This window comes from Thiocystis violacea, assembly GCF_016583575.1.
Taxonomy (GTDB): Bacteria; Pseudomonadota; Gammaproteobacteria; order Chromatiales; family Chromatiaceae; genus Thiocystis; species Thiocystis violacea.
In genome coordinates, this window is the sequence record NZ_NRRG01000010.1 from 33,164 (window position 1) to 56,957 (window position 23,794).

Here is a 23,794-nt window from a genome sequence, read left to right on the forward strand (position 1 = left end):
CTGCACAATAGGGTCGCGCGGTCCGCCCAGGTCCTAGGGCGCCTCAAGCCACCTTTGGAGACCGAAACCATGTCCGCTTCGACCCACTATGATGTACTGATCGTCGGAGCCGGCGTCACCGGTACCGCGCTACTCTACGAACTGGCCAGGTTCACCGACCTCAACCGGCTCTGTCTGGTCGAGAAATACGACAGCATCGCGAGCGTCAATTCGCACGCCCACAGCAACAGCCAGACCATCCACTGCGGCGATATCGAAACCAACTACACACCCGAAAAGGCCGGCGCGGTCAAGCGCGTGGCCTCCATGGTGATCAACTACGCGACCAAGCTCCCGACGCGCGAGCGCGACCAGATCATCTTTCGCATGCCCAAGATGGTGCTGGGCGTCGGCAAGACGGAATGCGATTACATCCGCCAGCGCTACGAGACCTTCAAGGAGCTCTTTCCGCGCATGCGCTTGCTTGAGCGCCAGGATATCGCCGACATCGAGCCGAACGTCGCCCTGGTCGATGGCACCTGGCGCAAGGAGGAGATCGTCGCGACCGGGACGCCGGACGACTACTGCGCGGTCGATTTCCAAGCCCTGGCCCAGTCCTTCTCGCGCGAGTGCGTGCGGATGGATCGCACCACCAACAAGCAGATCACCCAACTCTTCTCGACCAAGGTCGACGCCATCCGCAAGGACGACGACGGCTATGTGCTCTCGACCAGTCGCGGTCTGATCCAGGCGCGCGCGGTCGTGGTCTGCGCCGGCGGACACTCGCTGCTGATGGCCCAGGAAATGGGGCTTGGGCTGAACTATTCCTGTCTGCCGGTCGCCGGTTCCTTCTACTTCGCGCCCGAGGCGCTGAACGGCAAGGTCTACACGGTCCAGAACCCCAATCTGCCCTTCGCCGCCGTCCACGGCGATCACGACGTCAAGGAACGCGGCAAGACGCGCTTCGGACCGACCGCGCTCATGCTGCCGATGCTGGAGCGCTACGATCGCTCCTCGATCAAGGAGTTCTTCAAGGTGCTGCGATTGGATCGCCAGGTGGCGAATGTGGTCTGGGATCAGCTCAAGGTTCCCGACATCCGCGACTACATCCTGCGCAACTTTCTCTACGAGATCCCCAAGCTCAACCGCTCGCTGTTCGTGAAGGAGATCCGCAAGATCGTCCCCTCGATGACCGTGGCGGACATCAGCTATGCCGAGGGTTTCGGCGGCATCCGTCCCCAGCTCATCGACAAGGAGGCGCGCAAACTGCGCATGGGCGAGGCTAAGTTCACCGACGGCGACGGCATCATCTTCAATATGACGCCCTCTCCCGGCGGCACCAGTTGCCTGGGCAGCGGCGAGGCCGACATGCGCTCGATCGCGGGCCACCTGGGCGCCCGCATCGACGAGCGTACCTTCGAGCGCGAGTTGCTGATGGGCCACGAGGATACGCGCGGGCACAAGGGACAGGCCGAGGAACACGCGGCCTGATCCATCAAGGCCAGGCGGGCGGTCAATAATCAAGGGCAATCTGGCCACCGAACACGCGCCCCTCGTGATCGCGAGGGGCCGCGCGGAAGCGCGGGCCTTCCACGCGTTCAATGCTATCAATAGGTATTGAATCGAACCCCATGACTTGGCGCCTTCGCCCGTGGCGGGTATCGTGCGTGACGGCCCTTCAGTCCCAAGCCGAACAAGCTCCCTACACAGAGGCTCCAGCATGCTCCCCGCTCAACGCATCCTCATCGGTATCCTGGCGCTCCTCGTGCCGACCCTTGCATTCGCGGCGGATTCCACCGCTCACTCCATCGATCTGACGACTCACCCCGTCGGCTATGCCGCGCTCGCCATCTTTGTCCTCGCCTACGTCCTGGTGATGGCCGAGGAGTTCCTGCATCTTCGAAAATCCAAACCCGTGATCATCGCGGCAGGCGTGATCTGGTGTCTGATCGCCTATGTCTACGCCCAGCAAGGCTATCCAGAACTTGCCGGGGAGTCGGTCCGTCACACGCTACTCGAATACGCCGAGCTGATGCTGTTCCTCCTGGTCGCCATGACCTACATCAACGCCCTCGAGGAGCGCCGGGTGTTCGATGCGTTGCGTGGCTGGCTCATCAGCAAGGGGTTCGGCTTTCGGGCGCTGTTCTGGATGACCGGCACCCTCGCCTTCCTGATCTCGCCGGTCGCCGATAACCTGACCACCGCGCTGCTGATGTGCGCCGTCGTCATGGCGGTCGGCGGCGACAACAAACGCTTCGTCACCTTGAGCTGCATCAACATCGTGGTTGCCGCCAACGCGGGCGGTGCCTTCAGTCCTTTCGGCGACATCACGACGCTCATGGTCTGGCAGAAGGGAGTTCTCGATTTCTTTGACTTCTTCAAGCTGTTCATACCATCGGTCGTCAATTTTCTGGTTCCCGCGATTCTCATGTCGTTCGCGGTTCCGAACCTGAAGCCAGAGACCAAATCGGCCGACAGGCACATGAAACGGGGCGCCAAGCGCATCATGCTGCTGTTCCTGCTGACCATCGCCACGGCGGTCAGCTTCCACAACTTCCTGCACCTGCCGCCGGCCATCGGCATGCTGACCGGACTCGGGTTCTTGCAGTTCTTCGGCTTTTTCCTGCGGATGACCCATCACAATTGGCGGCAGCGCAACGAGGATCGCGCCACGCTGGTTGGAGACATGACGCCTTTCGACGTCTTCAACAAGGTCGCGCGGGCGGAGTGGGATACGCTCCTGTTCTTCTACGGCGTGGTGCTCTGCGTCGGCGGACTTGGGCAGCTCGGCTATCTCGCGATGGCCTCGGAGCTGATGTATGAGCAATGGGGACCGACCCTGGCGAATGTCGCCGTTGGCGTTCTCTCGGCCATCATAGACAACATTCCGGTCATGTTCGCCGTACTGACCATGAACCCGGATATGAACGAGACCCAATGGCTCCTGGTCACCCTGACCGCCGGGGTCGGTGGCTCGCTCCTGTCGATTGGCTCGGCGGCCGGCGTGGCCCTGATGGGACAGGCGCGCGGACAGTACACCTTCTTCGCGCATCTCGAATGGACGCCCGCGATCGCGCTTGGGTTCCTGGCGAGTATCGCCGTGCATATGTGGCTCAATGGTTAAACCTGAAAAAAGCCGTTGAACCGCGAAGAACACAAAGTGATTTAGAGCCAGTCGCCTGGGCGTTGGACGTGGTATGAAACCACCATGATCAACGTCCAGGCGAAATTACGAACCCGGCCACCGGCTTGAATGTTCGCGTTGACAGCGAAGGGAGAGGCCATCATGAAAAGCCCGTCCTTTCGAGAGTAAGCCTCCCATCGGGACCAGCGCCCAGGCGCGCGGGGCCTTGACCCTCCTGATTCCGGGGCTAAAAAACGCCCATCGCTCCGAGAAAGATCTGTCCCTCGCCCGAAACCTTGGGTCGAGCCTGCCCCTGCTTCTTCGAGAAATCGAGAAACACACGACCGTCGCCCCAGGCCCCAAACACCAGGTTAGGCCGGCCATCGCGACCCTCGGAGACACGCACGGTAAAACGGGCGTTCCCTTTGGCCCCGAACCCCGTGGGATCCAACGGATTGAAGAGCGGTTGCACGCCCCAGTCGAAGCCGGTTCCCGGCGGGGAAATCGTCTTGACCGGGTTCGGCACCTTGCTGGTCAGGAACACCCGTAGCTTCGAGTCGATCGGCAGGTCGTCGATCAAGGCGATGATGTTGCGATAGCTGCGCACACTGGGATCCAGAGGATCCTGGCGAGTGGGCACGCGGAGCTTGAAACCGAGCGCGTTGACCGGTGATGAAAAGGCTGGAAGCCCGGCGATCCCATTTGGGCTCAGGCGAAAGGATGAGCCGAAGGAGAAGGATCCAAGAGGCGGCAGCGGCGGACCGGACCATCGCAGCGGCGGGATGAGCCGAGGCGGCTGAAGGCCTCCCGGACCATCGCTTCCCAGCGATGGCCTGTCGAGTTCGAGCCGGGGGAGGAACAGAAGCGGGATCGTCACCTCGGTCACTTCATACAGAAGCGCCTGCGTCAGCGGTCCCACGAGACCGTCCGGTTTGAGTCCGTTCGCGGTCTGGAACTCCCGCGCCCGCGCCTCCGTCCTGGGACCGAAAATCCCGTCGACGACGAGCGGATCGCCCCGTCGGATGTGGTAGTTCAGGACATCCTGCAAGGCTCGAACGTCCGAACCAGTGGCTCCACGAGCCAGCATTCGCGCCATGGCGACCTCCTTAGGTGGACCTAGAGAAACCTATCGTACGGATAGGACTCTAGGACAGGAGCGCCGGAATCGCCAATCGCGCGGACTTACCCAGGCGCCCCGCCGGCCGGATTTCATGCTCCGAACCGGCCTGGCGCGCGCGGGTTTCCGCTTAGGCGCGGAGCCCCATCAGAGGTGATAGGCCCGACTCAGTTCATGCACGGCGGCGACCATGGCGCCGGCATGCTCCGGATTCACATCCGGGGTGATACCGTGACCCAGGTTGAAGACGTGCCCATTCCCATGCCCATAGCTGGCCAGGACGCGCGCGACTTCCTCGCGGATGCGCTCGGGCGAGGCGTAGAGGGTGCAGGGATCCAGGTTGCCTTGCAGGGCGACCCGATCCTCGACCATGCGACGGGCATCCGACAGGTCGGTCGTCCAGTCCACGCCCAGGGCGTCGCAACCGGTCTTGGCCATGTCGCCCAGCCACTGGCCGCCGTTCTTGGTGAAGAGGATCACCGGCACCTTCCGTCCCTCGGACTCACGGGTCAGCCCCTCGATCACACGCTGCATGTAGGCCAGGGAGAATTCACGGTAATTGGCCGGTGCCAGTGACCCGCCCCAGGTGTCGAAGATCATCGTCGCCTGCGCGCCGCGGGCGATCTGGGCATTGAGATAGGAAGCCACCGAATCGGCGGTCTTGGCCAGCAGGCTATGCAGCAGGTCGGGACGGTCGAACATCATCCCCTTGATGTGAGAGAAATTCTTGCTCCCGCTACCCTCGACCATGTAGGTGGCCAGGGTCCAGGGGCTGCCGGAGAAACCGATCAGCGGCACCCGGCCCTTGAGCTCGCGCCGAATGGTGGAAACGGCGTCCATCACGTACTTGAGCTCGCCTTCCGGATCCGGGACCGCGATCCGCTCCACGTCGGCCGCCGTGCGCACCGGACGTTCGAAGTGCGGCCCTTCCCCGTCGGCGAAATAAAGCCCGAGCCCCATGGCGTCGGGTACCGTGAGGATGTCCGAGAAGAGGATCGCGGCATCAAGCGGAAAGCGCTCGAGTGGTTGCAGGGTGACCTCGCAGGCCAGTTCCGGGTTCTTGCACAGAGCCATGAAGCTGCCGGCCTTCTCGCGCGTGGCGCGGTATTCCGGCAGATAGCGCCCGGCCTGACGCATCATCCAAACCGGAGTGTAATCAACAGGTTCGCGCATCAGCGCACGGAGAAAGGTGTCGTTGGTCAACTGGCTCATGAAGCGGTGCCCGATCTGAATGTGGTGAAAAACCCGAATGTTCGAGCCCCGCATTCTACTACGCCGACGACGATCGGGGCGCCTGCTCGGACGAAGGGGTCGGAGCGAAATCCAGGCGATCCATCGGCGCTGGCCGACGCCCGATGGCCGGACAAGCAAAATCAGACACTTACAAAACTAACAAGCTGTTGATAAGTAGACGTCCCTGGATGTGGAAAAAATGTGCGTGGAAAGCGAGGCGCTTTTTGAGCACGGCTTATCCACAGTTTCGAGTGCCGAATTTCTGACTCCAACAAATTGTATGTACAAGCGATTCGGCAAAAATCGGCTTATCCACAGGGCTTATTACTATTATTTTTAAATCTTATTAATAAATATAAAAGTCGCCTTCTTGGCCGATTTCTCGGACACCTCGGCCGTCAGGCGGTCGCCTTCACGCTATCGCTCGCGAAGGCTTAAAAATCTCACAAAAACAAATTATTAGCGGCTAGTTGCTGACATCGGACCAAAGTCGATGATGATCCGCGCGCGCCGCTCCTAGCGACAAGCCGGATCCTCACGGAAGCAAACCTTTGTTTTAATGGATTTTAATCCATCAAGCCGGACATCCTCGGGAGACAAGGCTTATCCGTCCACGGATGGGATCGGCAGGGAATGGGGTTAGGGCCACTGGGCGGAGGTTGCTAGAATCCTCCGATGGACGTATCCCACCTTCTCGATTCACTGAATGAGCCGCAACGCCAGGCCGTTTCGGCCGCGCCCGGTTCCCTGCTGATCCTGGCCGGCGCCGGATCCGGCAAGACGCGCGTGCTGGTTCATCGCATCGCCTGGCTGCTGCAAGTCGAACAGGTGCCGCCCTGGAGCCTTCTGGCGGTGACCTTCACCAACAAGGCGGCGCGCGAAATGCGCGGGCGCATCGAGGAACTCCTCGGCACTCCCGTCGGCGGCATGTGGGTAGGCACCTTTCACGGACTCGCCCATCGCTTCCTGCGCGCCCACTGGCAGGACGCCGGCTTGCCCCAGCACTTCCAGATCCTGGATTCGGACGATCAGTCCCGGCTGATCAAGCGCATTCTGAAGGCGATGCAACTGGACGAATCCCGCTGGCCGCCGCGTCAGGTCCAGAGCTTCATCAACAAGCAGAAGGACGAGGGATTGCGGCCGGAGCACCTGGACAGCGCCGGTGATTTCTTCATGGAGAAGATGGTCGCCGTCTATCGCGAGTACGAGGCAACGCGGATCCGCTCCGGTCTGCTGGATTTCGCGGACCTGCTGCTGCGCGCCCTGGAGGTGCTCCGCGAGCGCCCGGACATCCTGCATCACTACCAGCAACGCTTCCGTCACATCCTGGTCGACGAGTTCCAGGACACCAACGCCATCCAGTACGCCTGGCTGCGCCTGCTGGCCGGCAACAACGACAACCTCTTCGCGGTCGGCGACGACGATCAGTCCATCTACGGCTGGCGCGGGGCGCGGGTCGAGAACATCCAGTCCTTCCAGCAGGACTATCCCAATACGCGCATCGTTCGGCTGGAGCAGAACTATCGTTCGACCGGAAACATCCTCGCCGCCGCCAATGCGCTGATCGCCAACAATCCGACCCGTCTCGGCAAGAACCTCTGGACCGAGGACGCCGAGGGCGAACCGATCCGACGCTACAGCGCCTTCAACGAGGTCGACGAGGCACGCTTCGTCGTCGAACGCATCCGCCGTTTCACCCAGGCCGAAGGCTATCGGCGCGACGAGTGCGCCATCCTTTACCGCACCTCGGCCCAGTCGCGGCTGTTCGAGGAGTCCCTGTTCCAGGCCAAGATCCCCTATCGGGTCTATGGCGGACTGCGTTTCTTCGAGCGTGCCGAGGTGCGCGATGCCCTCGCCTATCTGCGCCTCCTGGCCAATTCCGACGACGATGCCGCCTTCGAGCGGGTGGTGAATACGCCAACGCGCGGCATCGGCGAGCGGACGCTGGAGCTGATGCGCCAGCAGGCCCGGGAGTCGCGCGTCTCGCTCTGGCGGGCGGCCGAGGATCTGGGCACGGCAGGAGGTCTCGGGCCGCGGGCGAACGCCGCGGTGCGCGGTTTTCTCGACCTGATCGAAGGCCAGCGGCTGTCGACCGCCGGATTCGAGCTGGCCGATACCAGCAACCGCCTGATCGAGGCGGCCGGTCTGATTGAGCACTACAAAAAAAGCAAGGACGGCAAGGGCCAGGACCGGATCGAGAACTTGGAGCAGTTGGTGGCGACGGTCGCGCGTTTTCAGCAGGAACTGGAGGACGAGGAAGGCGATGCGCTGAGCGCCTTCCTCGCCCATGCCGCGCTGGAGGCGGGCGAGACCCAGGCCGATCAGTTCGAGGACAGCGTCCAGCTCATGACCCTGCACAGCGCCAAGGGTCTGGAATTCCCCATCGTCTTCCTGGTCGGTCTGGAGGAAGGGCTCTTTCCGCACAGTCTGTCCGCCGAGGACGCGGAGCGGCTGGAGGAGGAACGCCGACTCTGCTACGTCGGCATGACGCGCGCCATGCAACAGCTCTATGTCACGCACGCCGAGAGCCGGCGGCTCTACGGACGCGAGGAGTATCCGGCCCCCTCGCGCTTCATCCGGGAGATCCCGCCCAATCTGATCGAGGAGGTCCGTGGCGGCGGGGTCGCCCGGCCGGCGCGCCATCCGCCCCCTGTCCACTCGGGCTTTTCAGCCGCCAAGGCGCCCGAGGGCTTTCGACTCGGCCAGCGGGTGCGTCATCCCAAATTCGGCGAGGGCCTGGTACTCAACAGCGAGGGTAGCGGCCCCCAGGCCCGCATCCAGGTCAATTTCCAGGATGTCGGCACCAAGTGGCTGGTCTTGGCCTATGCTCGCCTTGAGCCGACGGGTTGATCGGCCCGAGACCGCCAAACCTGATTGGGGCAGGCGGCCATTCCGACCTACAATAGGTCGGTTCATTAACTCTGCGTCCGCGACCTACCCATGTCCGATTCCGATAGTTTCGAAGACCTTCTCAAACAGTTCGATCAGGCCCACCCCCAGACCCGGAAAGGCGAACCCGCTGCGGGCTACAAGGTTACGGGCACCCTGATCGCGATCGGCGAGGAATTCGCCTTCGTCGATCTGGGCGCGAAGGCGGAGGGCCGACTGGATCTGGCGGCGCTCAGGGACGCCGAGGGTCAGTTCAAATACGCCGTCGGCGACTCGATCGAGACCCATGTGACCGGCAAGGACGAGGAGAGCGGCATGCTGCTGCTCGGCAGTCAGCATGGGCATAAATACCATGGCGTCGACGAGGCCGAGCGCGCCTATCGGCAGGGGCTGCCGGTTCAGGGTCAGGTCACCTCGGCCGTCAAGGGCGGGGTGGAGGTTCAGATCGCCGGACTGCGCGCCTTTTGCCCGGCCTCCCAGATCGATATCCGCTTCATCGAGGATCTGGCCGAGTTCGTCGGTCAGCGGCTGGATTTTCGCATCACCAAGTTCGAGGGTGGACGCCGGCCCAATCTGGTGGTCTCGCGCCGCGCCCTGCTGGAAGAGGAACAGCGAATCAAGGCCGAGGAGACTCGCGCCCAGCTCAAGGAGGGCGTCGTCCTCAGCGGCACGGTCTCCTCGCTCAAGGATTACGGCGCCTTCGTGGATCTCGGCGGTCTGGAGGGCATGATCCATATCAGTCAGCTCGCCTTCGGACATATCAAGCATCCCAGCGAAGTGTTGCAGGTCGGCCAGCAGGTCGAGGTTAGCGTGCTGCGGATCGAGCCCGCCACCGATCCGAAAAAGCGCGAGAAGATCGCGCTCTCGATCCGCGCCCTGAGCCGCGATCCCTGGCTGGACGCGATCGAACAGTTTCCGCCCGGCACGCGCGTCACCGGCCGGGTCGCGCGACTCCAGCCCTTCGGCGCCTTCATCGAACTTGCTCCCGGCGTGGACGGACTGGCGCATATCAGCGAGCTGGGAGCGGATCGACGCATCAATCATCCGAGCGATATCCTCAATCTGGGCGACAGCGTCGAGGCGACCGTCCTGGGCGTCGATCATGAACGCCACCGGATCAGCCTCTCGCTCGACCAGAACCGCCAGGTGGATGCCGCCACCCCAAGCGCCGCCAGCGCCGCGCCCCAGCCGGCCGCCGAGCCGACCATGGGCAGCTTCGGCGCGCTGTTGCAGGAGAGCCTGCGGAAGGGACGTTGAACGAGACTTCCTTGATCAACGACGGATGAGGCATGCCAGCGAATCGCCTGGAGCGTCGAGCATAAGCAGGGAACCGGCACCCCTGCCGCCGCTGACGCTCTACATCCATACCCCCTGGTGCGCGCGCAAGTGTCCCTACTGCGACTTCAATTCGCACGCTGGGGCCGGCGCGCCGCCGTTCGAGCCTTATGTCACCCAGCTTCTGGCGGATCTGGAGATGGAACTCCGCTCGCCGGCCGCCAGACGTCCGCTGCGATCCATCTTCATCGGCGGCGGAACCCCGAGCCTCTTTCCGGGCGCGGCCATCCGCCGTCTGCTCGATGGGGTAAGAGCCAGGGTCGAGCTGCATCCGCAGGCCGAGATCACCCTGGAGGCCAATCCAGGGACGGTGGACAGCCGTCACTTCGCCGCTTATCGGGAGGCCGGAGTGAACCGGCTGTCCATCGGCGTGCAAAGCCTATCGGCGGACAGCCTGGAGTGGCTGGGTCGTATTCATGGCCCGGACGAGGCGCGGGCCGCGCTTCGGATCGCCCGCGAGCTGGGTTTTGACAACATCAATCTGGACCTGATGTTCGCCCTTCCCGGACAAACCCTGGAGGCGGCCAGGGCGGATCTCGAGGCGCTGATCGCGCTGGCGCCGGAGCACATCTCTTACTACCAATTGACGCTGGAGCCCAATACCCTCTTCCATGCCCAACCGCCCGAGCGCCCGGACGTGGATCTGACCGCCGACATGGGGTTCGCGGGCGCGGAGCGTCTGGAAGCGGCCGGCTATGGTCGCTATGAGGTCTCGGCCTACGCGCAAGCGGACAGACAGTGCCGTCATAATCTCAACTACTGGCGCTTTGGCGACTATCTGGGCCTCGGGGCCGGGGCGCACGGCAAGCTGACCCAGAGGGGTACCGAGGGGGCGCCATGGCGGATCTGGCGCTCCGAGAAGCCGTCGGATCCCAAGGTTTATCTGGGCGCGGATCCCAAGGCCCCGATCGGCTCGCGACAGGCGTTGAGCGCCTCGGATACCATCCTTGAGCTGGCCTTGAACGCGCTGCGTCTCACCGATGGCTTCGAGCCGGCGCTCTTCACCGCGACAACGGGGCTCCCCTGGTCCAGAATCGCGCCTTACCTGGAAGCCGCGGTCGAGGATGGTTTATTGATACTCACCGAGGACGTCGTAAAACCCACTCCGCTGGGACAGGATTTCCTCGATGATCTGATCGCACGCTTCCTTCCGCTCGCGCGCGAAAGCCCTGACAGGCCATGACGCATGGTCGGTACAGAAGTCAATCCGCGTTGCAACCTGGCGACCAAGCTGGTATCCTCGCGCGTTTTCCAAGATTTTCAACGCCCGAGTGGGCCAAAGGGTCATCATGAAAGAAGGCATCCACCCCAATTACAATGAAGTGAAGGTGGTCTGTAGCTGCGGCAACGAGTTCACGACCCGCTCCACGAAGGGAAGCGATATGCATGTGGAAGTCTGCGCCGCCTGCCATCCTTTCTACACGGGCAAGCAGAAGGTTCTCGACACGGGCGGCCGCGTGGACAAATTCCGTCGCAGGTATGCACGCTGACGCCGGGGCGAGCCGCGGAATCGAGTTCGATCCGGACGCACGGGCCCATAGTCTCCGGCGATCCTTGAAACGGCTCCGGATGAACCATCCCGAGCCGCTGACCTGGTCGCCCTAAGCCCCGGCCAGGTTCACCCATCGAGCCAGTCTATATCCTGGACCGATTTCGTTCCGCGCTTGCCTCGCGAAGGCATCGCGATCATTTGACTCGTCAGCTTACGCTGAGTCGATGGTGGCGGCTGACCCTCGCCAGTACGCCATCCCCCGCGCCGCCGCCTCGATGTTGCTCCGGAAGGTCGTCACGGTCGGGCGCGCCACGCCGAAACGGCGGCCGATTGGTCGGCCCCGGTCGGCCCCATCCTGACGCGGAGACCACAGTGACCGATCCCGAGAGCCTTGCCCACCCGGATGCCGACCTGAACCGCCAGGCGCTGGATTATCACGCGCATCCGCAGCCTGGAAAGATCGGCATCCAGCTCACCAAGCCGGCGGAAACCCAGCATGACCTTTCGCTGGCCTATACCCCCGGCGTCGCCGAGCCGGTCCGCCGGATCCACGCCGATCCCCAACTGGCCTACGAGTACACCAACAAGGGCAACCTGGTGGCGGTCATCACGGACGGCACCGCCGTGCTCGGACTGGGCAATGTCGGCGGGCTCGCCGGAAAGCCGGTCATGGAAGGCAAGGCGGTCCTCTTCAAGCGCTTCGCCGATATCGACTGCTTCGACATCGAGGTTCAGGCCAAGACTCCGCAGGAGTTCATCGAGACCGTCGCGCGGATCGCGCCGACCTTCGGCGGCATCAACCTGGAAGACATCGCGGCGCCTCACTGCTTCGAGATCGAACAGGCGCTGATCGAGCAGCTCGACATCCCGGTCTTTCATGACGATCAGCACGGCACCGCGATCATCATCGCGGCAGGTCTTCTCAATGCCCTTGAGCTGCAAGGCAAGACGCTGGCCGAATCGCGCATCGTGGTCCTCGGCGCCGGGGCCGCCGGCATCGCCGGGATCCGCCTGCTGATGACCTTGGGGGCGCATCGCGACAATATCCTCTGCGTCGATCGTCAGGGCATCATCCATCTCGGCCGGAAAGACCTGAATCCCTACAAGTTCGGCGTCGCCGCCGACACGCCAAGACGCACCCTCGCGCAAGCCATGGAAGGGGCCGATGTCTTCATTGGGGTGTCGGGTCCGGATCTGGTCGCACCGGGCATGCTGGCCGCCATGGCGCCTCGCCCGGTTGTGTTCGCCCTCTCCAATCCGGTTCCCGAGATCCGTCCGTCGCTGGCGATGGAGATCCGTGATGACTTGATCATGGCGACCGGACGCTCGGATTATCCTAATCAGGTCAACAATGTGCTTGGTTTCCCTTTCATCTTTCGGGGCGCCCTGGACGTCCGGGCCTCGCGCATCAACGAAGAGATGCAAGTCGCCGCCGTCGAGGCCTTGCGTACCCTCGCGCACGAGCCCATCCCATCGGAAGTACTGGAGATTTACGGACTGAAGGACTTGCGGTTCGGTCCTGATTACATCATTCCGAAGCCATTCGATCCTCGGCTTCGCGAGCGCGTTCCGAGCGCCGTCGCTCGGGCCGCCATAGCGAGCGGGGTTGCCAGGATTTCGGAGTCCACTGGGCGGGCCATATGATCGACCGGAGGCTCGGATAGACGACTGTCCTCGCAATCACTTCTCGATGCCGTGGGTTTCCGACGGAACCAACCATCCTTGACCGGAGGAGTGGAGACGTGAAGAAGATCAGCATCGTAGGCGCGGGCCGGGTCGGCGAAACCACGGCCCAGATTCTCGCCGAAGAGGAGTATTGCCGGGAAATCGCCCTGTTCGACGTGCGCGAGGACGTGCCGGACGGCGTCGCGCTGGATATCCTCCAGGCCGCGCCTTTTTTCAAGTTCGACTGCCTGGTGCGCGGCGGCAACGATCCCGAGATCCTGCGCGATTCCGAACTGGTGATCATCACGGCCGGCTTTCCCCGCAAACCGGGGATGTCGCGCGCGGACGTCCTGGAGAGCAATGTCCGCATCATCGACGAGGTCACCGATCACATCCTGGCCTTCGCGCCGGAGGCCATGATCCTGATGGTCTCCAATCCGGTCGATACCCTGACCTATCGCGCCGCTCGACGCACCGGCTGGCCGCGCGGGCGCGTGTTCGGACAGGCCGGCGTTCTGGATGCCTCCCGCATGGCGGCCTTCATCGCCCAGGAAACGGGCTTCTCCGCCCTGGACATCACGACCATGGTGCTGGGCGGTCACGGCGATACCATGGTTCCGGTCCCGCGATTCTGCACGATCAACGGCATCCCCATTTCCCATTTTCTGTCGGAAGAACGCATCGAGGCGATCAACGAGCGAACCCGCACGGGAGGCGCGGAAATCCTCGCCCTGCGCAAGAACTCCAGCGCCTATGACGCCCCAGGCGCGGCCGTCGCCACCATGGTGGATGCGATCGTCAACGACCGCGGACGGCTGCTACCCTGCGTGGCCTTGCTCGATGGCGAATACGGCGAGACCGATATCGCCATGGGCGTCCCCTGCGTACTTGGCGAACAGGGCATCAAATCGATCGTCGAACTCGATCTCAACGCGCGAGAACGGGCGGATTTCGACCAATCCGTCGTCGCCGTGCGCGCGGAGATCGAGCGTTTGACGGATATCCACTAGGGCGCCGGACAGGCGTCGATCCAGATCGTCAGGGCCAGCGGCGTTCGGAGTACGCCGGCCCTATCCCGCGCGATAGCCGGGCCAGGATGGCGAGTTTTCGCTTTATCGCCGTCTTACGAACATAATCCCCGACTCGATCATCAACAGGCACCGTTCGACGAGGGGGTGACATCCGTTGAACGGATTGGCCAGGAGCGAGCTTATGACGAACGAAACCATCACCGTCATCAACAACGCCACCGGCGAGAGGCACGATTTCCCGCTTCGGCAAGGCACCCTGGGGCCGGCCGCCGTGGATATCTCGTCGCTGTATAAGGAAGCCGGTTTCTTTACCTACGATCCGGGCTTCATGTCGACGGCCAGTTGCAACAGCAGCATCACCTTCATCGACGGCGAGGAGGGGGTGCTTCTCTATCGCGGCTATCCGATCGATCAATTGGCCACCAAGGCGAGTTTTCTCGAGGTCGCCTACCTGCTGCTCTACGGCGATCTGCCCGACGAGAAAGCCCTGGTCAGCTTCGAGAAGATGATCATGCATCACACCATGCTCAACGAGAACCTGAAGAATTTTCTCGACGGGTTCCACTACGACGCCCACCCGATGTCGATATTGGTCGGTGTCGTCGGCTCCCTGTCGGCCTTCTATCACGACTCATTGAGCGTCAATGATCCGAGACACCGCGAGATCTCGGCCCACCGCCTGATCGCCAAGCTGCCGACCATCGCCGCCGCGGCCTATAAGCACAGCGTTGGCGAGCCCATCATGTACCCGCGCAACGACCTGCGTTACTGCGCCAATTTTCTCCAGATGATGTTCGCCACGCCCTGCGAGGCTTACAAGCCGGGCTTGATCGCCGAGAAGGCGATGAATCTCCTCTTCATCCTTCACGCGGATCACGAGCAGAACGCCAGTACCTCGACGGTGCGCCTGGCGGCCAGCTCGGGGGCGAATCCCTTCGCCTGCGTCGCGGCCGGCATCGCCTCGCTGTGGGGCCCCGCGCACGGCGGCGCCAACGAGGCGGTGCTGGACATGCTGCTGGAGATCGGCGATGTCAAGAATGTCCAGCGTTACATCGAAAAGGCCAAGGACAAGGACGACCCATTCCGTCTGATGGGCTTCGGGCACCGGGTCTACAAGAATTACGATCCGCGCGCCAAGATCATCCGCGAGGTCTGTCATCAGGTTCTGGAAGAGCTGGCCGACGCCAATAATCCGCTGTTCGAGTTGGCGATGGAACTGGAGGCAATCGCGCTGAGCGACGAGTATTTCGTCGAGCGTAAGCTGTACCCGAACGTGGACTTCTATTCCGGCATCATCTATCAGGCACTCGGGATTCCGCGCAATATGTTCACCGTGATGTTCGCGGTCGCACGCACGGTGGGCTGGGTCTCGCACTGGATGGAGATGATGTCGGATTCCAACAACCGCATCGGCCGGCCCAGACAGATCTACCGCGGACCGAGCCAGCGCGACTATCTGCCGATCTCGAAACGCTAGCCGGGATCCGCTTCCGAGAGCATCCGCTCCACCTCCGCGAGGTCGGCGCCCAGTCGCGGTCTGTCAGTGATGGGATCCAGGGGCGGATGCCGGCGCGCGCGCGCCGGCAGTACGATGAGTTCGAATGGCGTCTCGCCGGCCATGAAACGAAATGCCGGGTGAGTGCCGCGCTGGCCGCCGGAATAGCGCAGAGCACGCTCGGCTTCCCGCCAGGGAATCCGCTTCTCGGCCAAGACGAAGAGCACATCCTCGGGGCGATCGGCGAATAGAAACAGCTCGACGCCGCCGTGCCGATCGCCCACTCCCATCAGGACCGAGCCGATCAGCCGGGGGTGGAAATCCTCGAACATCCGCATCGCCTGGACGGCCTCGCGCCGGAGCGTCTGACTTTCGCGCGCCTGGGCCGATCCCAGGAACAGCCGGCGCTGCGTCAGCACCGCGTCCCGGATCACTTCGTTGGATGGCCAGTGTCGCCGGTCGAGGACGCCGGTCCGCTCGGCCGCCTTACGCCGCGCCGACTCGAAATCGGGCAACGCCTGCTCGACCATGATCCGGGCGGCCTCGTAAGCCAGGCGTTCCTTCATCACACTCGAACGGTCGCGCCCAGACATCTGAAGATTTCCTCCGCTGTCGATGTTCGTTCACGGCCCCATGACGATCACGAATGGACCAGGGCATCCGACCCGCCGGCCTTCCGATGGCCGAGGCCCTGAATGTAACGACGGAGACCGCTTCCGGGATTCCAGACTCATCGCGGGACTAGCACGACACCTCGTCGATGTGGCTATAATGGATCGCAGCTTTTCCTAGCCGTTATACCCTAGGGTGTTAGGGCGAAAGGGATCACATGGAGATCGAGGAATTGAATCAGGGAAGCGAACCCATGATCCCTAGTCTACCGAGCCAGCAACGGCCGCGCCAATCCCCGCACCCCACGACCGCGATCGTCTCCGCCGTCTCGCTCGACCGACTCCGCGGAGACCAATGCCTGGCACGCAGAATGGAGGCTACCGCATCATGTTCCTTACGCCATCGGCAATCTTTGGTATCTTTCGAGGCCGGCACGCGAATCCAGATCACTTACTCCGCGACGGGTACGGCCCAGCGAGATAACTATGTTTGGTCTCACTCGCAAGAATAGCCCCCTGTTGGGCATCGATATCAGCTCGACGGCCATCAAGCTGGTCGAACTCTCCCGGACATTGGGATCGCAGGCGACGCATTTTCGCGTCGAGCACTATGCGATCGAGCCTCTTCCGGCGAACGCCGTCGTGGAAAAGAAGATCGCCGAACCGGAGGCGGTGGGTCTGTGCATCCGCAAGGCCTTGAGCAAGGCGGGAACCAAGAACAAGCGAGTCGCCATCGCGGTGGCGGGGTCGGCGGTCATCACCAAGGTGATCACGCTACCGGCGAACCTCACGGATGCCGAGATGGAGAACCAGATCCAGCTCGAGGCCGATCAGTACATCCCCTACCCGTTGGAGGAAGTCAATCTCGACTTCAACGTCATCGGCCCGTCCCAGAACAGTCCGGAGCTGGTCGATGTACTGCTGGCGGCCTCGCGGCGGGAGAACGTGGATGACCGTGTGAGCGCCCTCGATATCGCCGGCCTGGAGGCCATCGTGGTCGACGTGGAAGCCTACGCCATGGAGAACGCCTGCTCGCTCCTGCAGCGTGGAAAGCCGGACGAACGGACCACCCAGATCACCGCCGTGGTGGACGTGGGCGCCTCGACGACAACGCTCCACGTTCTGAACAAGGGCCAGATCATTTATACCCGCGAGCAGAATTTCGGGGGTCGGCAACTGAAGGAAGAGGTTCAGCGCCGCTATAGCCTGACGAGCGAGCAGGCGACACAGCAGATACTCGATGGCGACGTCGCGGAAAATTACGAAATCGACGTCCTGAATCCTTTCAAGGAAGCCCTGGCCCAGCAGATCGGTCGGGCGCTCCAGTTCTTCTACTCGGGCACGACCTTCAACAAGGTCGATCAGATCCTCCTGGCCGGAGGCCCCGCGAGCATTCCAAGGATCGACGCACTCGTGGAGGACCGGCTGAAGATCCCCACCATGGTCGCCAATCCGTTCGACCAGATGTCGCTCTCACCGGACATCAAGTCCCAGCAACTCATGCGCGAGGCTCCCGCGATGATGGTCGCGGTCGGCCTTGCCCTGCGAGGGTTCGATTAGATGGCGCGCATCAACCTACTCCCCTGGCGCGAAGCCGCGCGCCAGCAACGCAAGCAGGATTTTCTGGTCGCCGGGGGAATCGCGCTGGGCGTGGCTCTCGCGTTCGCGGTGCTGACGCATTTCTACTTCGAGGACCGGATCAGCGGCCAGCAGGCCAGGAACCGATACATCCAGACCGAAATCGCCGGTCTCGATCGCAAGATCAAGGAAATCCAGGAGCTGGAGAAAACCAAAGCCGACCTCCTGGCACGCATGGAGATCATTCAGCGGCTCCAGAAGAGTCGTCCGGAGATCGTGCGGCTGTTCGATGAACTGGTGACCGCCATACCGGAGGGCGTCTATCTGACCAAGCTCGAGCAGACCGGCAAATCCATCGTGCTGGAGGGACGAGCCCAGTCGAATGCGCGTGTCTCGGCCTTCATGGGTCGGATCGAGGGCTCTAAAGCGATCGGTAAGCCCCGACTGATGTTAATCGAGAACAAGGACAAGACAGGCACCGGCCTCAGCCATTTCCGCCTCTCTTTCGACCAGGTCAGCCAAAGCGCGGAAAACGAGGCGGAAGCGTCCGCGAAACCGGCGGCACGCAAACCAGCGCCTAAGGCCAAGGCCAAGACCTAACCTGTCTCCAAGGTGAGGCACCAAGCAATCCGAACGGGATCGGCTCATGGACCTGAATGAACTCAACCAACTCGATCTGAACAGCTTCGGTGAGTGGCCGACGCCGGTTAAGGCGGTCGCCATCCTGCTGGCCTGTCTCGCGGTCGGGGGCTTGACCTATTACCTCGACACCAAGGATCAGCGCGACCGACTCGCGCGCGAGCAGACCAGCGAGCAGGAGTTGCGCTCCACCCTCGAGGTGAAGCAGCAGAAAGCGGCGAATCTGGAAGCCTATCGTAATCAGCTCGCGGAGATGAAGGAATCATTCGGCGCCATGCTGCGGCAGTTGCCCAATCGGACCGAGGTCGCCTCCCTGCTCGTCGACGTGTCTCAGACGGGGCTGGCGAATGGACTGGAATTCGAGCTTTTCCAACCCGAGAGCGAGCTCGGGAAGGATTTTTACGCCGAACTTCCCATCCGCATCAAGGTGAATGGCACCTACCATGATTTCGGTCGCTTCATCAGCGGGCTGGCCGCGCTGCCGCGCATCGTGACCATCCATGACGTGCAAATCGTCGGTGCCGGTAGCAAGTCGCCGACACAAGCGCCCGCGGACGAGAAGCTGGCCCTCCAGGCGACTGTCAAGACCTATCGCTATCTGGATGAGGAGACGGCTCAATGAGACGTCGTCGGAATATGCAGCAACTCGCGTGGCTCCTTCCCGTCTTCGCACTCGCCGGATGCGGCGGCGACAACATGGGAGATCTCGAGACCTATGTCCAGACCGTCAAGGCACGGCCTCCAGGTCCGATCGAGCCATTGCCCGAGATCCAGCCGGTCGACACCTTTGTCTACGAGCCGGGCGAGCGGCGTAACCCCTTCATGCCGGACGCTCAAACGGCTCCGGATGAGGAGGTCGCGCTCGACAATGGGCTGGCTCCCGACCAGACGCGCCGGAAGGAAGAGCTTGAAAGCTATCCGCTGGATTCCCTTCGCATGGTTGGAACCCTTGAGCTTGAGAATGCTCGCTGGGGGTTGATCCGGACCAAGGAGGGGATTCTGCATCGCGTCAAGGTCGGTAACTACCTGGGACAGAATAACGGCCGGATCACCGTGATCGGGCAAGACGCGATCCAGTTGACTGAAATCGTCTCCGATGCGCCTGGCCAATGGCGCGAACGCGCGGCCACGGTTGCGCTGACCCAATGATCCGTGGAGGGAAGACTGCGATGAACAGCCCATACCAAAGAGGCCGGCTGGCCAGGCCGTGCCCCAGGCTGAAAACCCAAGCCCTGGCATTCGCGGGACGCCTGGGGTGGACCGCCATGCTCTTGGCCCTGGTGATGCCGGCGTGGGCCACGGATCTACAGAATGTCCAGTTCGCCGCGCTTCCTGGCGGTCAGGTCGAAATTCAGTTGAACCTGACCGGACCCGTTTCCACGCCCGAGACCTTCGCCACCGAGTCCCCCGCTCGCATCGCCATGGATTTTCCGGGCGTGACCAGCCAGCTCGAAGGCAAATCGGTGCCCATCGGAATCGGAGCGGTTCACAGCCTGGTCGCCGTCGAGGCCAGCGATCGGACCCGCGTGGTGCTCAATCTCACCGATCCGGTTCCCTACGAGGTCAGCGCCTCCGGTAACCGGGTGACGATCAAGGTGGCGAATCAGAGCAAGGCCGCCGTTGTAGCGCCCGCGCCGCCTCCGCCCCCGGTCGAGGCTCCCCCGACACAGGCCGCCGCCCAACAAGCCGGCGCGGCCGAGCCTCCCGCTTGGAGCTATCCAGCCCAGGCCCGCCGGGCCGCCGGGACCGGACCCGCCGTGCGTGACATCGATTTTCGTCGCGGCTCCAGTGGCGAGGGTCGGGTCATGATCCGGCTGCCAAGTTCCAATACGCGGGTGGCCGTGCGCGAGCAGGCCAGCCGAGTCTATGTGGATCTCTACGAGACATCCCTGCCGCAGCGGCTGTTCCGCCGACTCGACGTGATCGATTTCGCCACTCCGGTGACGGCCGTCGAATCGCGGCCCAATGGAGGCAACGTGGAAATCGAGGTCCAGACCGAGGGGGATTTCGATTACATGGCCTACCAGACCGACGAAATGTTCACCCTCGATTTCCGGCCCTTGACGCCGGCCGAGAAGGAAGATATCGCCAGGCAAAAGGTCGTTTATGAAGGCGACCGACTCTCGCTGAATTTCCAGGATATCGAGGTGCGCGCGGTTCTTCAGGTGCTGGCCGACTTCACCGATCTGAATCTCGTGGCCAGCGACAGCGTACAGGGAAACATCACCCTGCGTCTGAAGAACGTGCCCTGGGATCAGGCCCTGGACATCATTCTCAAGACAAAGGGTTTGGCGATGCGCCAGAACGGAAACGTCGTCATGGTGGCACCCGCGCAGGAACTCGCGGCTCAGGAACAGCTTGAGATGGAGTCCAACGCAAAGATCGAGGAGTTGGCCCCACTTCGCACCGAGTTCATCCAGATCAACTATGCCAAGGCATCGGAGATAGCCGCCGTCCTGAAAGGAACGATCAGCCTGGCCAGTGCTGTAAAAGCGATAACGCCGAGCACATCGCGATCGCCCGGAGCCAGTGGCCGCTCTGGCTCGACACCCAGCCTACCGGACGGTGCGGCTGGTTCCGGCCGAGTGCAGGGGGTTATGTCGCCTCGTGGCTCGGTTACCTTCGATGATCGTACTAACACGCTGATCGTGCAGGACACCTTGGCGAATCTTGAGGAAATCCGCCGAGTCATCGGTTTACTCGACGTGCCGGTTCGCCAAGTCATGATCGAGTCCCGAGTCGTCATCGCGAATAACAGTTTCGCACGCGACCTGGGTGTCCGCTTCGGTGTTTCCGGCTCCATGGGATCCTTCAAGGACAACGAGCTCCTAATTGGTGGCGGCCAGGACGGAAACAACGCGGTCGGGGGCTATGATTCAGGTCCCTTTGGACTCAATACCGATACCGGAACCCGCTACAATTCGACCCTGACGGATGATGATGGCGACGCCACCCTTATCACCAACCTGCCCGCCAGCACTCTCTTCAACCCATCCGGATCGATTGATTTCCTGATCGGCAAGGTAGGCTCCTATCTGATCCAGTTGGAACTCTCGGCCATGCAGCGCGAGGGCCGCGGTGAGATCGTTTCCAGTCCGCGGGTGATTACGTCCGACAAACATCAGGCGACCATCAAGGTTGGTCAGGAGATTCCCTACCAGGAGGCCACGGGCGAAGGCAATGCCACCGTCTCCTTCAAGGAAGCGGTGCTCCAGCTCGATGTCACGCCCCAGATCACGCCCGACGATCGCATCATCATGGATCTGGAGGTCAACAAGGACGCCCCCAACTACTCTCAAAGTGTGCTGGGTGTTCCGCCGGTCGACACCCGATCGGTCAAGACCAATGTCCTGGTCGACAATGGCGAGACGGTGGTGCTCGGCGGCGTCTTCGAGCGTGAAAAGACCTTCAGCAAGGAACAGGTGCCCTGGCTAGGAGACGTTCCGGTGTTGGGTCGTCTGTTCAAACAGGAGGCCCGCCAGGACACCAATTCCGAGCTGCTGATTTTCGTCACGCCCAAGATTCTGAAAACCGACGTCATTCAGCGCTGACAGGCATGGCGAGACGCCCCCGGAAAACGGCAAGGGCGTCTCGCCGGAAGTCTTCCCACCCTCTGACTTCGCCTTCCAAGGACGGGATCGTCGAGGCGGAAAGGCTGTCACACAGGAGGCATCCCATCCCGGCACGAGGTTCCGAGATGGCGATCCGTCCCCAGGCGGTGACACAGGGTAGACCGGCAAGTCTTTGTACTATTTAGCGTCCATCGCACCCTTGCGGTTCGAGTCGCCGAATCCAGGGTCAAGTTCTAGCCGCTACCCATCACCGATTCAATCCGCCAAACGCGCGAGGGTCCGGGCCGACTGGCCTTGCCCAAGCGCTCAAAATCTGGCATACCTTTCGCCATGATGCGAGCACAGAACATATTTATCGTCGGCCCAATGGGCGCCGGCAAAAGCACGGTTGGACGACAACTGTCCGAGGCACTCTCCTATACCTTCAAGGATAGCGATCAGGAGATCCAGCGCCGGACGGGGGTCGACATCCCAACGATCTTTGAATTCGAGGGCGAGGCCGGCTTTCGCGCCCGTGAGCGCCAGGTCATCGAGGAACTGGTGACGGAGGAGCGCATCGTGCTCGCAACCGGCGGAGGCGCGGTGCTGAGCCCGGAGAATCGCCAGGATCTGTCCGCGCGCGGTGTCGTCATCTATCTCCATTGCAGCCCGGAACAACAGTTCGCGCGCACCGCGCGCGATCGCAATCGCCCCCTGCTGGACACCGAGGATCCGCTCAATCGTCTGCGCGAGATCATGGCCGAGCGTGAGCCGCTCTACCGTCAGGTGGCGGACATGGTGGTCTCCACCGAGAAACGCGGCACCAGTTCGGTGGTCAAGGAGATCTGCCGTCGCATCGAGTCCGAAGACATCTGAATCCCGGGATCCAACATGGCAAGGACACTGACCGTCGAGCTTGGCGATCGCGGCTATCCGATTTATATCGGCTCCGGCCTGCTGACCGATCCGGATCGCTATCGTCCGCACATTCGCGGCTCGCAACTCATGATCGTCACCAACGAAACGGTGGCGCCACTCTATCTGGAAGCCGTTCGCCAAACCCTGGGTGGGGACTATCGGGTCCGGGATGTCGTCCTGCCCGACGGCGAGGTCTACAAGACGCTGGAGGTCTGGAACCGGATTTTCGATGCCCTGTTGCGGGAGCGATTCTCGCGCGACGCTACCCTGATCGCCCTGGGTGGTGGCGTCGTTGGCGATATGACGGGCTTCGCCGCCGCCTGCTACCAGCGCGGCGTCGACTTCATCCAGGTGCCGACCACGCTGCTGGCGCAGGTGGACTCATCGGTCGGCGGCAAGACGGGTCTCAACCATCCGGCCGGCAAGAACATGATCGGCGCCTTTCACCAGCCGCGCGCGGTCATCGCCGACACGGATACGCTGGTCACGCTTCCCCAGCGCGAACTCTCGGCGGGGCTCGCCGAGGTCATGAAGTACGGATTCATCCGCGATCCGGCCTTTCTCGACTGGCTCGAATCCCACATGACCGAACTCGTCTCCAGGGATCCGGAGGCCCTAGCCCAGGCGATCGAGCGTTCGTGCGAGATCAAGGCGCTGATCGTCGCGGATGACGAATTCGAGTCCGGTCGCCGTGCCCTGCTGAATCTGGGTCACACCTTCGGGCATGCGATCGAGACTGGCATGGGCTATGGCGCCTGGCTGCACGGCGAGGCCGTCGGCACGGGTATCCGTATGGCGGCCGATCTATCGGCTCGGCTCGGATGGCTCAGCGACTCGGATGTTGAGCGCGTGCGCCGCCTGGTCGCTAGCGCCAATCTGCCAACCGAGCCACCGGGGGAACTCTCCCCGGAGCGGATGCTGGAACTCATGGCGGTTGACAAGAAGGTGATCGCCGGTCAGTTGCGTCTTGTCCTGCTCAAACAACTCGGCGAAGCGGTCGTTACCAGCGACTTCGACCGGGATCACCTCCTCGCGACCCTGGCCGGTCCCATGACCCGATGAGACCAGCGGCTTTGCTCAAGATGATGGCGAGCGACCGCATGACCGTGGGAGCGGCTTGTAGCCGCGAAGAACCCC

General features: G+C 62.5%; 19 protein-coding genes. 16 read left to right on the forward strand and 3 right to left on the reverse strand.

Annotated features, from left to right (window positions below; genetic code table 11):
• Positions 1 to 69 precede the first annotated feature (69 nt).
• Entirely contained in the window at positions 70 to 1,470 is a 1,401-nt protein-coding gene (locus tag CKO27_RS07135; RefSeq protein WP_200374188.1) for an FAD-dependent oxidoreductase, read from the forward strand.
• A gap of 229 nt (positions 1,471 to 1,699) precedes the next feature.
• Positions 1,700 to 3,103 carry a sodium:proton antiporter NhaD gene (gene nhaD / locus CKO27_RS07140; RefSeq protein WP_200374189.1) on the forward strand — a complete coding sequence of 468 codons (1,404 nt, stop codon included), beginning with the start codon at positions 1,700 to 1,702 and terminating at the stop codon, positions 3,101 to 3,103.
• A 247-nt stretch (positions 3,104 to 3,350) separates the two neighbouring features.
• Here nhaD and CKO27_RS07145 read toward each other — a convergent pair whose 3' ends face one another.
• Positions 3,351 to 4,199, reverse strand: coding sequence for a peptidoglycan-binding domain-containing protein (locus CKO27_RS07145; protein WP_200374190.1), 849 nt, complete (start codon positions 4,197 to 4,199; stop codon positions 3,351 to 3,353).
• Between the two features lie 168 nt (positions 4,200 to 4,367).
• On the reverse strand, positions 4,368 to 5,432 hold the full coding sequence (gene hemE / locus CKO27_RS07150; RefSeq protein ID WP_200374191.1) for a uroporphyrinogen decarboxylase: 1,065 nt from the start codon (positions 5,430 to 5,432) through the stop codon (positions 4,368 to 4,370).
• Between the two features lie 696 nt (positions 5,433 to 6,128).
• Between hemE and uvrD the strand changes: the two genes are divergently transcribed.
• The 7 genes from uvrD (at position 6,129) to CKO27_RS07185 (ending at position 15,342) form a co-directional block, all read left to right on the forward strand.
• Complete coding sequence (uvrD, locus tag CKO27_RS07155) at positions 6,129 to 8,303, forward strand: DNA helicase II (RefSeq protein WP_200374192.1); 2,175 nt, start codon at positions 6,129 to 6,131, stop codon at positions 8,301 to 8,303.
• A 90-nt stretch (positions 8,304 to 8,393) separates the two neighbouring features.
• Positions 8,394 to 9,599, forward strand: a complete 1,206-nt coding sequence (locus CKO27_RS07160) for a 30S ribosomal protein S1 (protein WP_200374193.1) — start codon at positions 8,394 to 8,396, stop codon at positions 9,597 to 9,599.
• 25 nt (positions 9,600 to 9,624) lie between these two features.
• Positions 9,625 to 10,860, forward strand: a complete 1,236-nt coding sequence (hemW, locus tag CKO27_RS07165) for a radical SAM family heme chaperone HemW (RefSeq protein ID WP_200374194.1) — start codon at positions 9,625 to 9,627, stop codon at positions 10,858 to 10,860.
• Positions 10,861 to 10,966: 106 nt separating this feature from the next.
• A complete protein-coding gene (rpmE, locus tag CKO27_RS07170; RefSeq protein ID WP_200374195.1) occupies positions 10,967 to 11,167 on the forward strand; it encodes a 50S ribosomal protein L31 in 201 nt (66 codons plus the stop codon).
• Between the two features lie 374 nt (positions 11,168 to 11,541).
• Positions 11,542 to 12,813: a malic enzyme-like NAD(P)-binding protein gene (locus CKO27_RS07175; RefSeq protein ID WP_200374196.1), complete on the forward strand. Its 1,272-nt coding sequence runs from the start codon at positions 11,542 to 11,544 to the stop codon at positions 12,811 to 12,813.
• A 98-nt stretch (positions 12,814 to 12,911) separates the two neighbouring features.
• Complete coding sequence (gene mdh / locus CKO27_RS07180) at positions 12,912 to 13,844, forward strand: malate dehydrogenase (protein ID WP_200374197.1); 933 nt, start codon at positions 12,912 to 12,914, stop codon at positions 13,842 to 13,844.
• A gap of 202 nt (positions 13,845 to 14,046) precedes the next feature.
• The gene (locus CKO27_RS07185) at positions 14,047 to 15,342 is read left to right on the forward strand and encodes a citrate synthase (RefSeq protein ID WP_200374198.1); all 1,296 of its coding nucleotides are present in this window, start codon (positions 14,047 to 14,049) and stop codon (positions 15,340 to 15,342) included.
• Here the strand turns inward: CKO27_RS07185 and CKO27_RS07190 are convergent.
• The gene (locus CKO27_RS07190) at positions 15,339 to 15,953 is read right to left on the reverse strand and encodes a hypothetical protein (protein WP_200374199.1); all 615 of its coding nucleotides are present in this window, start codon (positions 15,951 to 15,953) and stop codon (positions 15,339 to 15,341) included. The genes CKO27_RS07185 and CKO27_RS07190 overlap by 4 nt on opposite strands.
• Before the next feature lie 504 nt (positions 15,954 to 16,457).
• Here CKO27_RS07190 and CKO27_RS07195 point away from each other — a divergent pair.
• From CKO27_RS07195 to aroB, 7 genes are all read left to right on the forward strand, one after another.
• Positions 16,458 to 17,531 carry a pilus assembly protein PilM gene (locus tag CKO27_RS07195; protein ID WP_200374200.1) on the forward strand — a complete coding sequence of 358 codons (1,074 nt, stop codon included), beginning with the start codon at positions 16,458 to 16,460 and terminating at the stop codon, positions 17,529 to 17,531.
• Entirely contained in the window at positions 17,532 to 18,149 is a 618-nt protein-coding gene (locus CKO27_RS07200) for a PilN domain-containing protein (RefSeq protein ID WP_200374201.1), read from the forward strand. It begins immediately after the preceding gene.
• Positions 18,150 to 18,195: 46 nt separating this feature from the next.
• Entirely contained in the window at positions 18,196 to 18,810 is a 615-nt protein-coding gene (locus CKO27_RS07205; protein WP_200374202.1) for a type IV pilus inner membrane component PilO, read from the forward strand.
• A complete protein-coding gene (locus tag CKO27_RS07210; protein ID WP_200374203.1) occupies positions 18,807 to 19,337 on the forward strand; it encodes a pilus assembly protein PilP in 531 nt (176 codons plus the stop codon). The genes CKO27_RS07205 and CKO27_RS07210 overlap by 4 nt, the downstream gene beginning before the upstream one ends.
• A 116-nt stretch (positions 19,338 to 19,453) precedes the next feature.
• On the forward strand, positions 19,454 to 21,739 hold the full coding sequence (locus tag CKO27_RS07215) for a type IV pilus secretin PilQ (RefSeq protein ID WP_420825819.1): 2,286 nt from the start codon (positions 19,454 to 19,456) through the stop codon (positions 21,737 to 21,739).
• Between the two features lie 351 nt (positions 21,740 to 22,090).
• Positions 22,091 to 22,615, forward strand: coding sequence for a shikimate kinase AroK (gene aroK, locus CKO27_RS07220; RefSeq protein ID WP_200374205.1), 525 nt, complete (start codon positions 22,091 to 22,093; stop codon positions 22,613 to 22,615).
• 15 nt (positions 22,616 to 22,630) lie between these two features.
• Positions 22,631 to 23,719 carry a 3-dehydroquinate synthase gene (gene aroB, locus CKO27_RS07225; RefSeq protein WP_200374206.1) on the forward strand — a complete coding sequence of 363 codons (1,089 nt, stop codon included), beginning with the start codon at positions 22,631 to 22,633 and terminating at the stop codon, positions 23,717 to 23,719.
• Positions 23,720 to 23,794 lie beyond the last annotated feature (75 nt).

What these genes read in the sequence shown, in the direction of transcription:
- CKO27_RS07135 (WP_200374188.1), top strand. Translation starts at nt 70, where the DNA reads ATGTCCGCTTCGACCCACTATGATGTACTGATCGTCGGAGCCGGCGTC.
- nhaD (WP_200374189.1), top strand. Translation starts at nt 1,700, where the DNA reads ATGCTCCCCGCTCAACGCATCCTCATCGGTATCCTGGCGCTCCTCGTG.
- CKO27_RS07145 (WP_200374190.1), bottom strand. Translation starts at nt 4,199, where the DNA reads ATGGCGCGAATGCTGGCTCGTGGAGCCACTGGTTCGGACGTTCGAGCC.
- hemE (WP_200374191.1), bottom strand. Translation starts at nt 5,432, where the DNA reads ATGAGCCAGTTGACCAACGACACCTTTCTCCGTGCGCTGATGCGCGAA.
- uvrD (WP_200374192.1), top strand. Translation starts at nt 6,129, where the DNA reads ATGGACGTATCCCACCTTCTCGATTCACTGAATGAGCCGCAACGCCAG.
- CKO27_RS07160 (WP_200374193.1), top strand. Translation starts at nt 8,394, where the DNA reads ATGTCCGATTCCGATAGTTTCGAAGACCTTCTCAAACAGTTCGATCAG.
- hemW (WP_200374194.1), top strand. Translation starts at nt 9,625, where the DNA reads ATGAGGCATGCCAGCGAATCGCCTGGAGCGTCGAGCATAAGCAGGGAA.
- rpmE (WP_200374195.1), top strand. Translation starts at nt 10,967, where the DNA reads ATGAAAGAAGGCATCCACCCCAATTACAATGAAGTGAAGGTGGTCTGT.
- CKO27_RS07185 (WP_200374198.1), top strand. Translation starts at nt 14,047, where the DNA reads ATGACGAACGAAACCATCACCGTCATCAACAACGCCACCGGCGAGAGG.
- CKO27_RS07190 (WP_200374199.1), bottom strand. Translation starts at nt 15,953, where the DNA reads ATGTCTGGGCGCGACCGTTCGAGTGTGATGAAGGAACGCCTGGCTTAC.
- CKO27_RS07195 (WP_200374200.1), top strand. Translation starts at nt 16,458, where the DNA reads ATGTTTGGTCTCACTCGCAAGAATAGCCCCCTGTTGGGCATCGATATC.
- CKO27_RS07200 (WP_200374201.1), top strand. Translation starts at nt 17,532, where the DNA reads ATGGCGCGCATCAACCTACTCCCCTGGCGCGAAGCCGCGCGCCAGCAA.
- CKO27_RS07205 (WP_200374202.1), top strand. Translation starts at nt 18,196, where the DNA reads ATGGACCTGAATGAACTCAACCAACTCGATCTGAACAGCTTCGGTGAG.
- CKO27_RS07210 (WP_200374203.1), top strand. Translation starts at nt 18,807, where the DNA reads ATGAGACGTCGTCGGAATATGCAGCAACTCGCGTGGCTCCTTCCCGTC.
- CKO27_RS07215 (WP_420825819.1), top strand. Translation starts at nt 19,454, where the DNA reads ATGCTCTTGGCCCTGGTGATGCCGGCGTGGGCCACGGATCTACAGAAT.
- aroK (WP_200374205.1), top strand. Translation starts at nt 22,091, where the DNA reads ATGATGCGAGCACAGAACATATTTATCGTCGGCCCAATGGGCGCCGGC.
- aroB (WP_200374206.1), top strand. Translation starts at nt 22,631, where the DNA reads ATGGCAAGGACACTGACCGTCGAGCTTGGCGATCGCGGCTATCCGATT.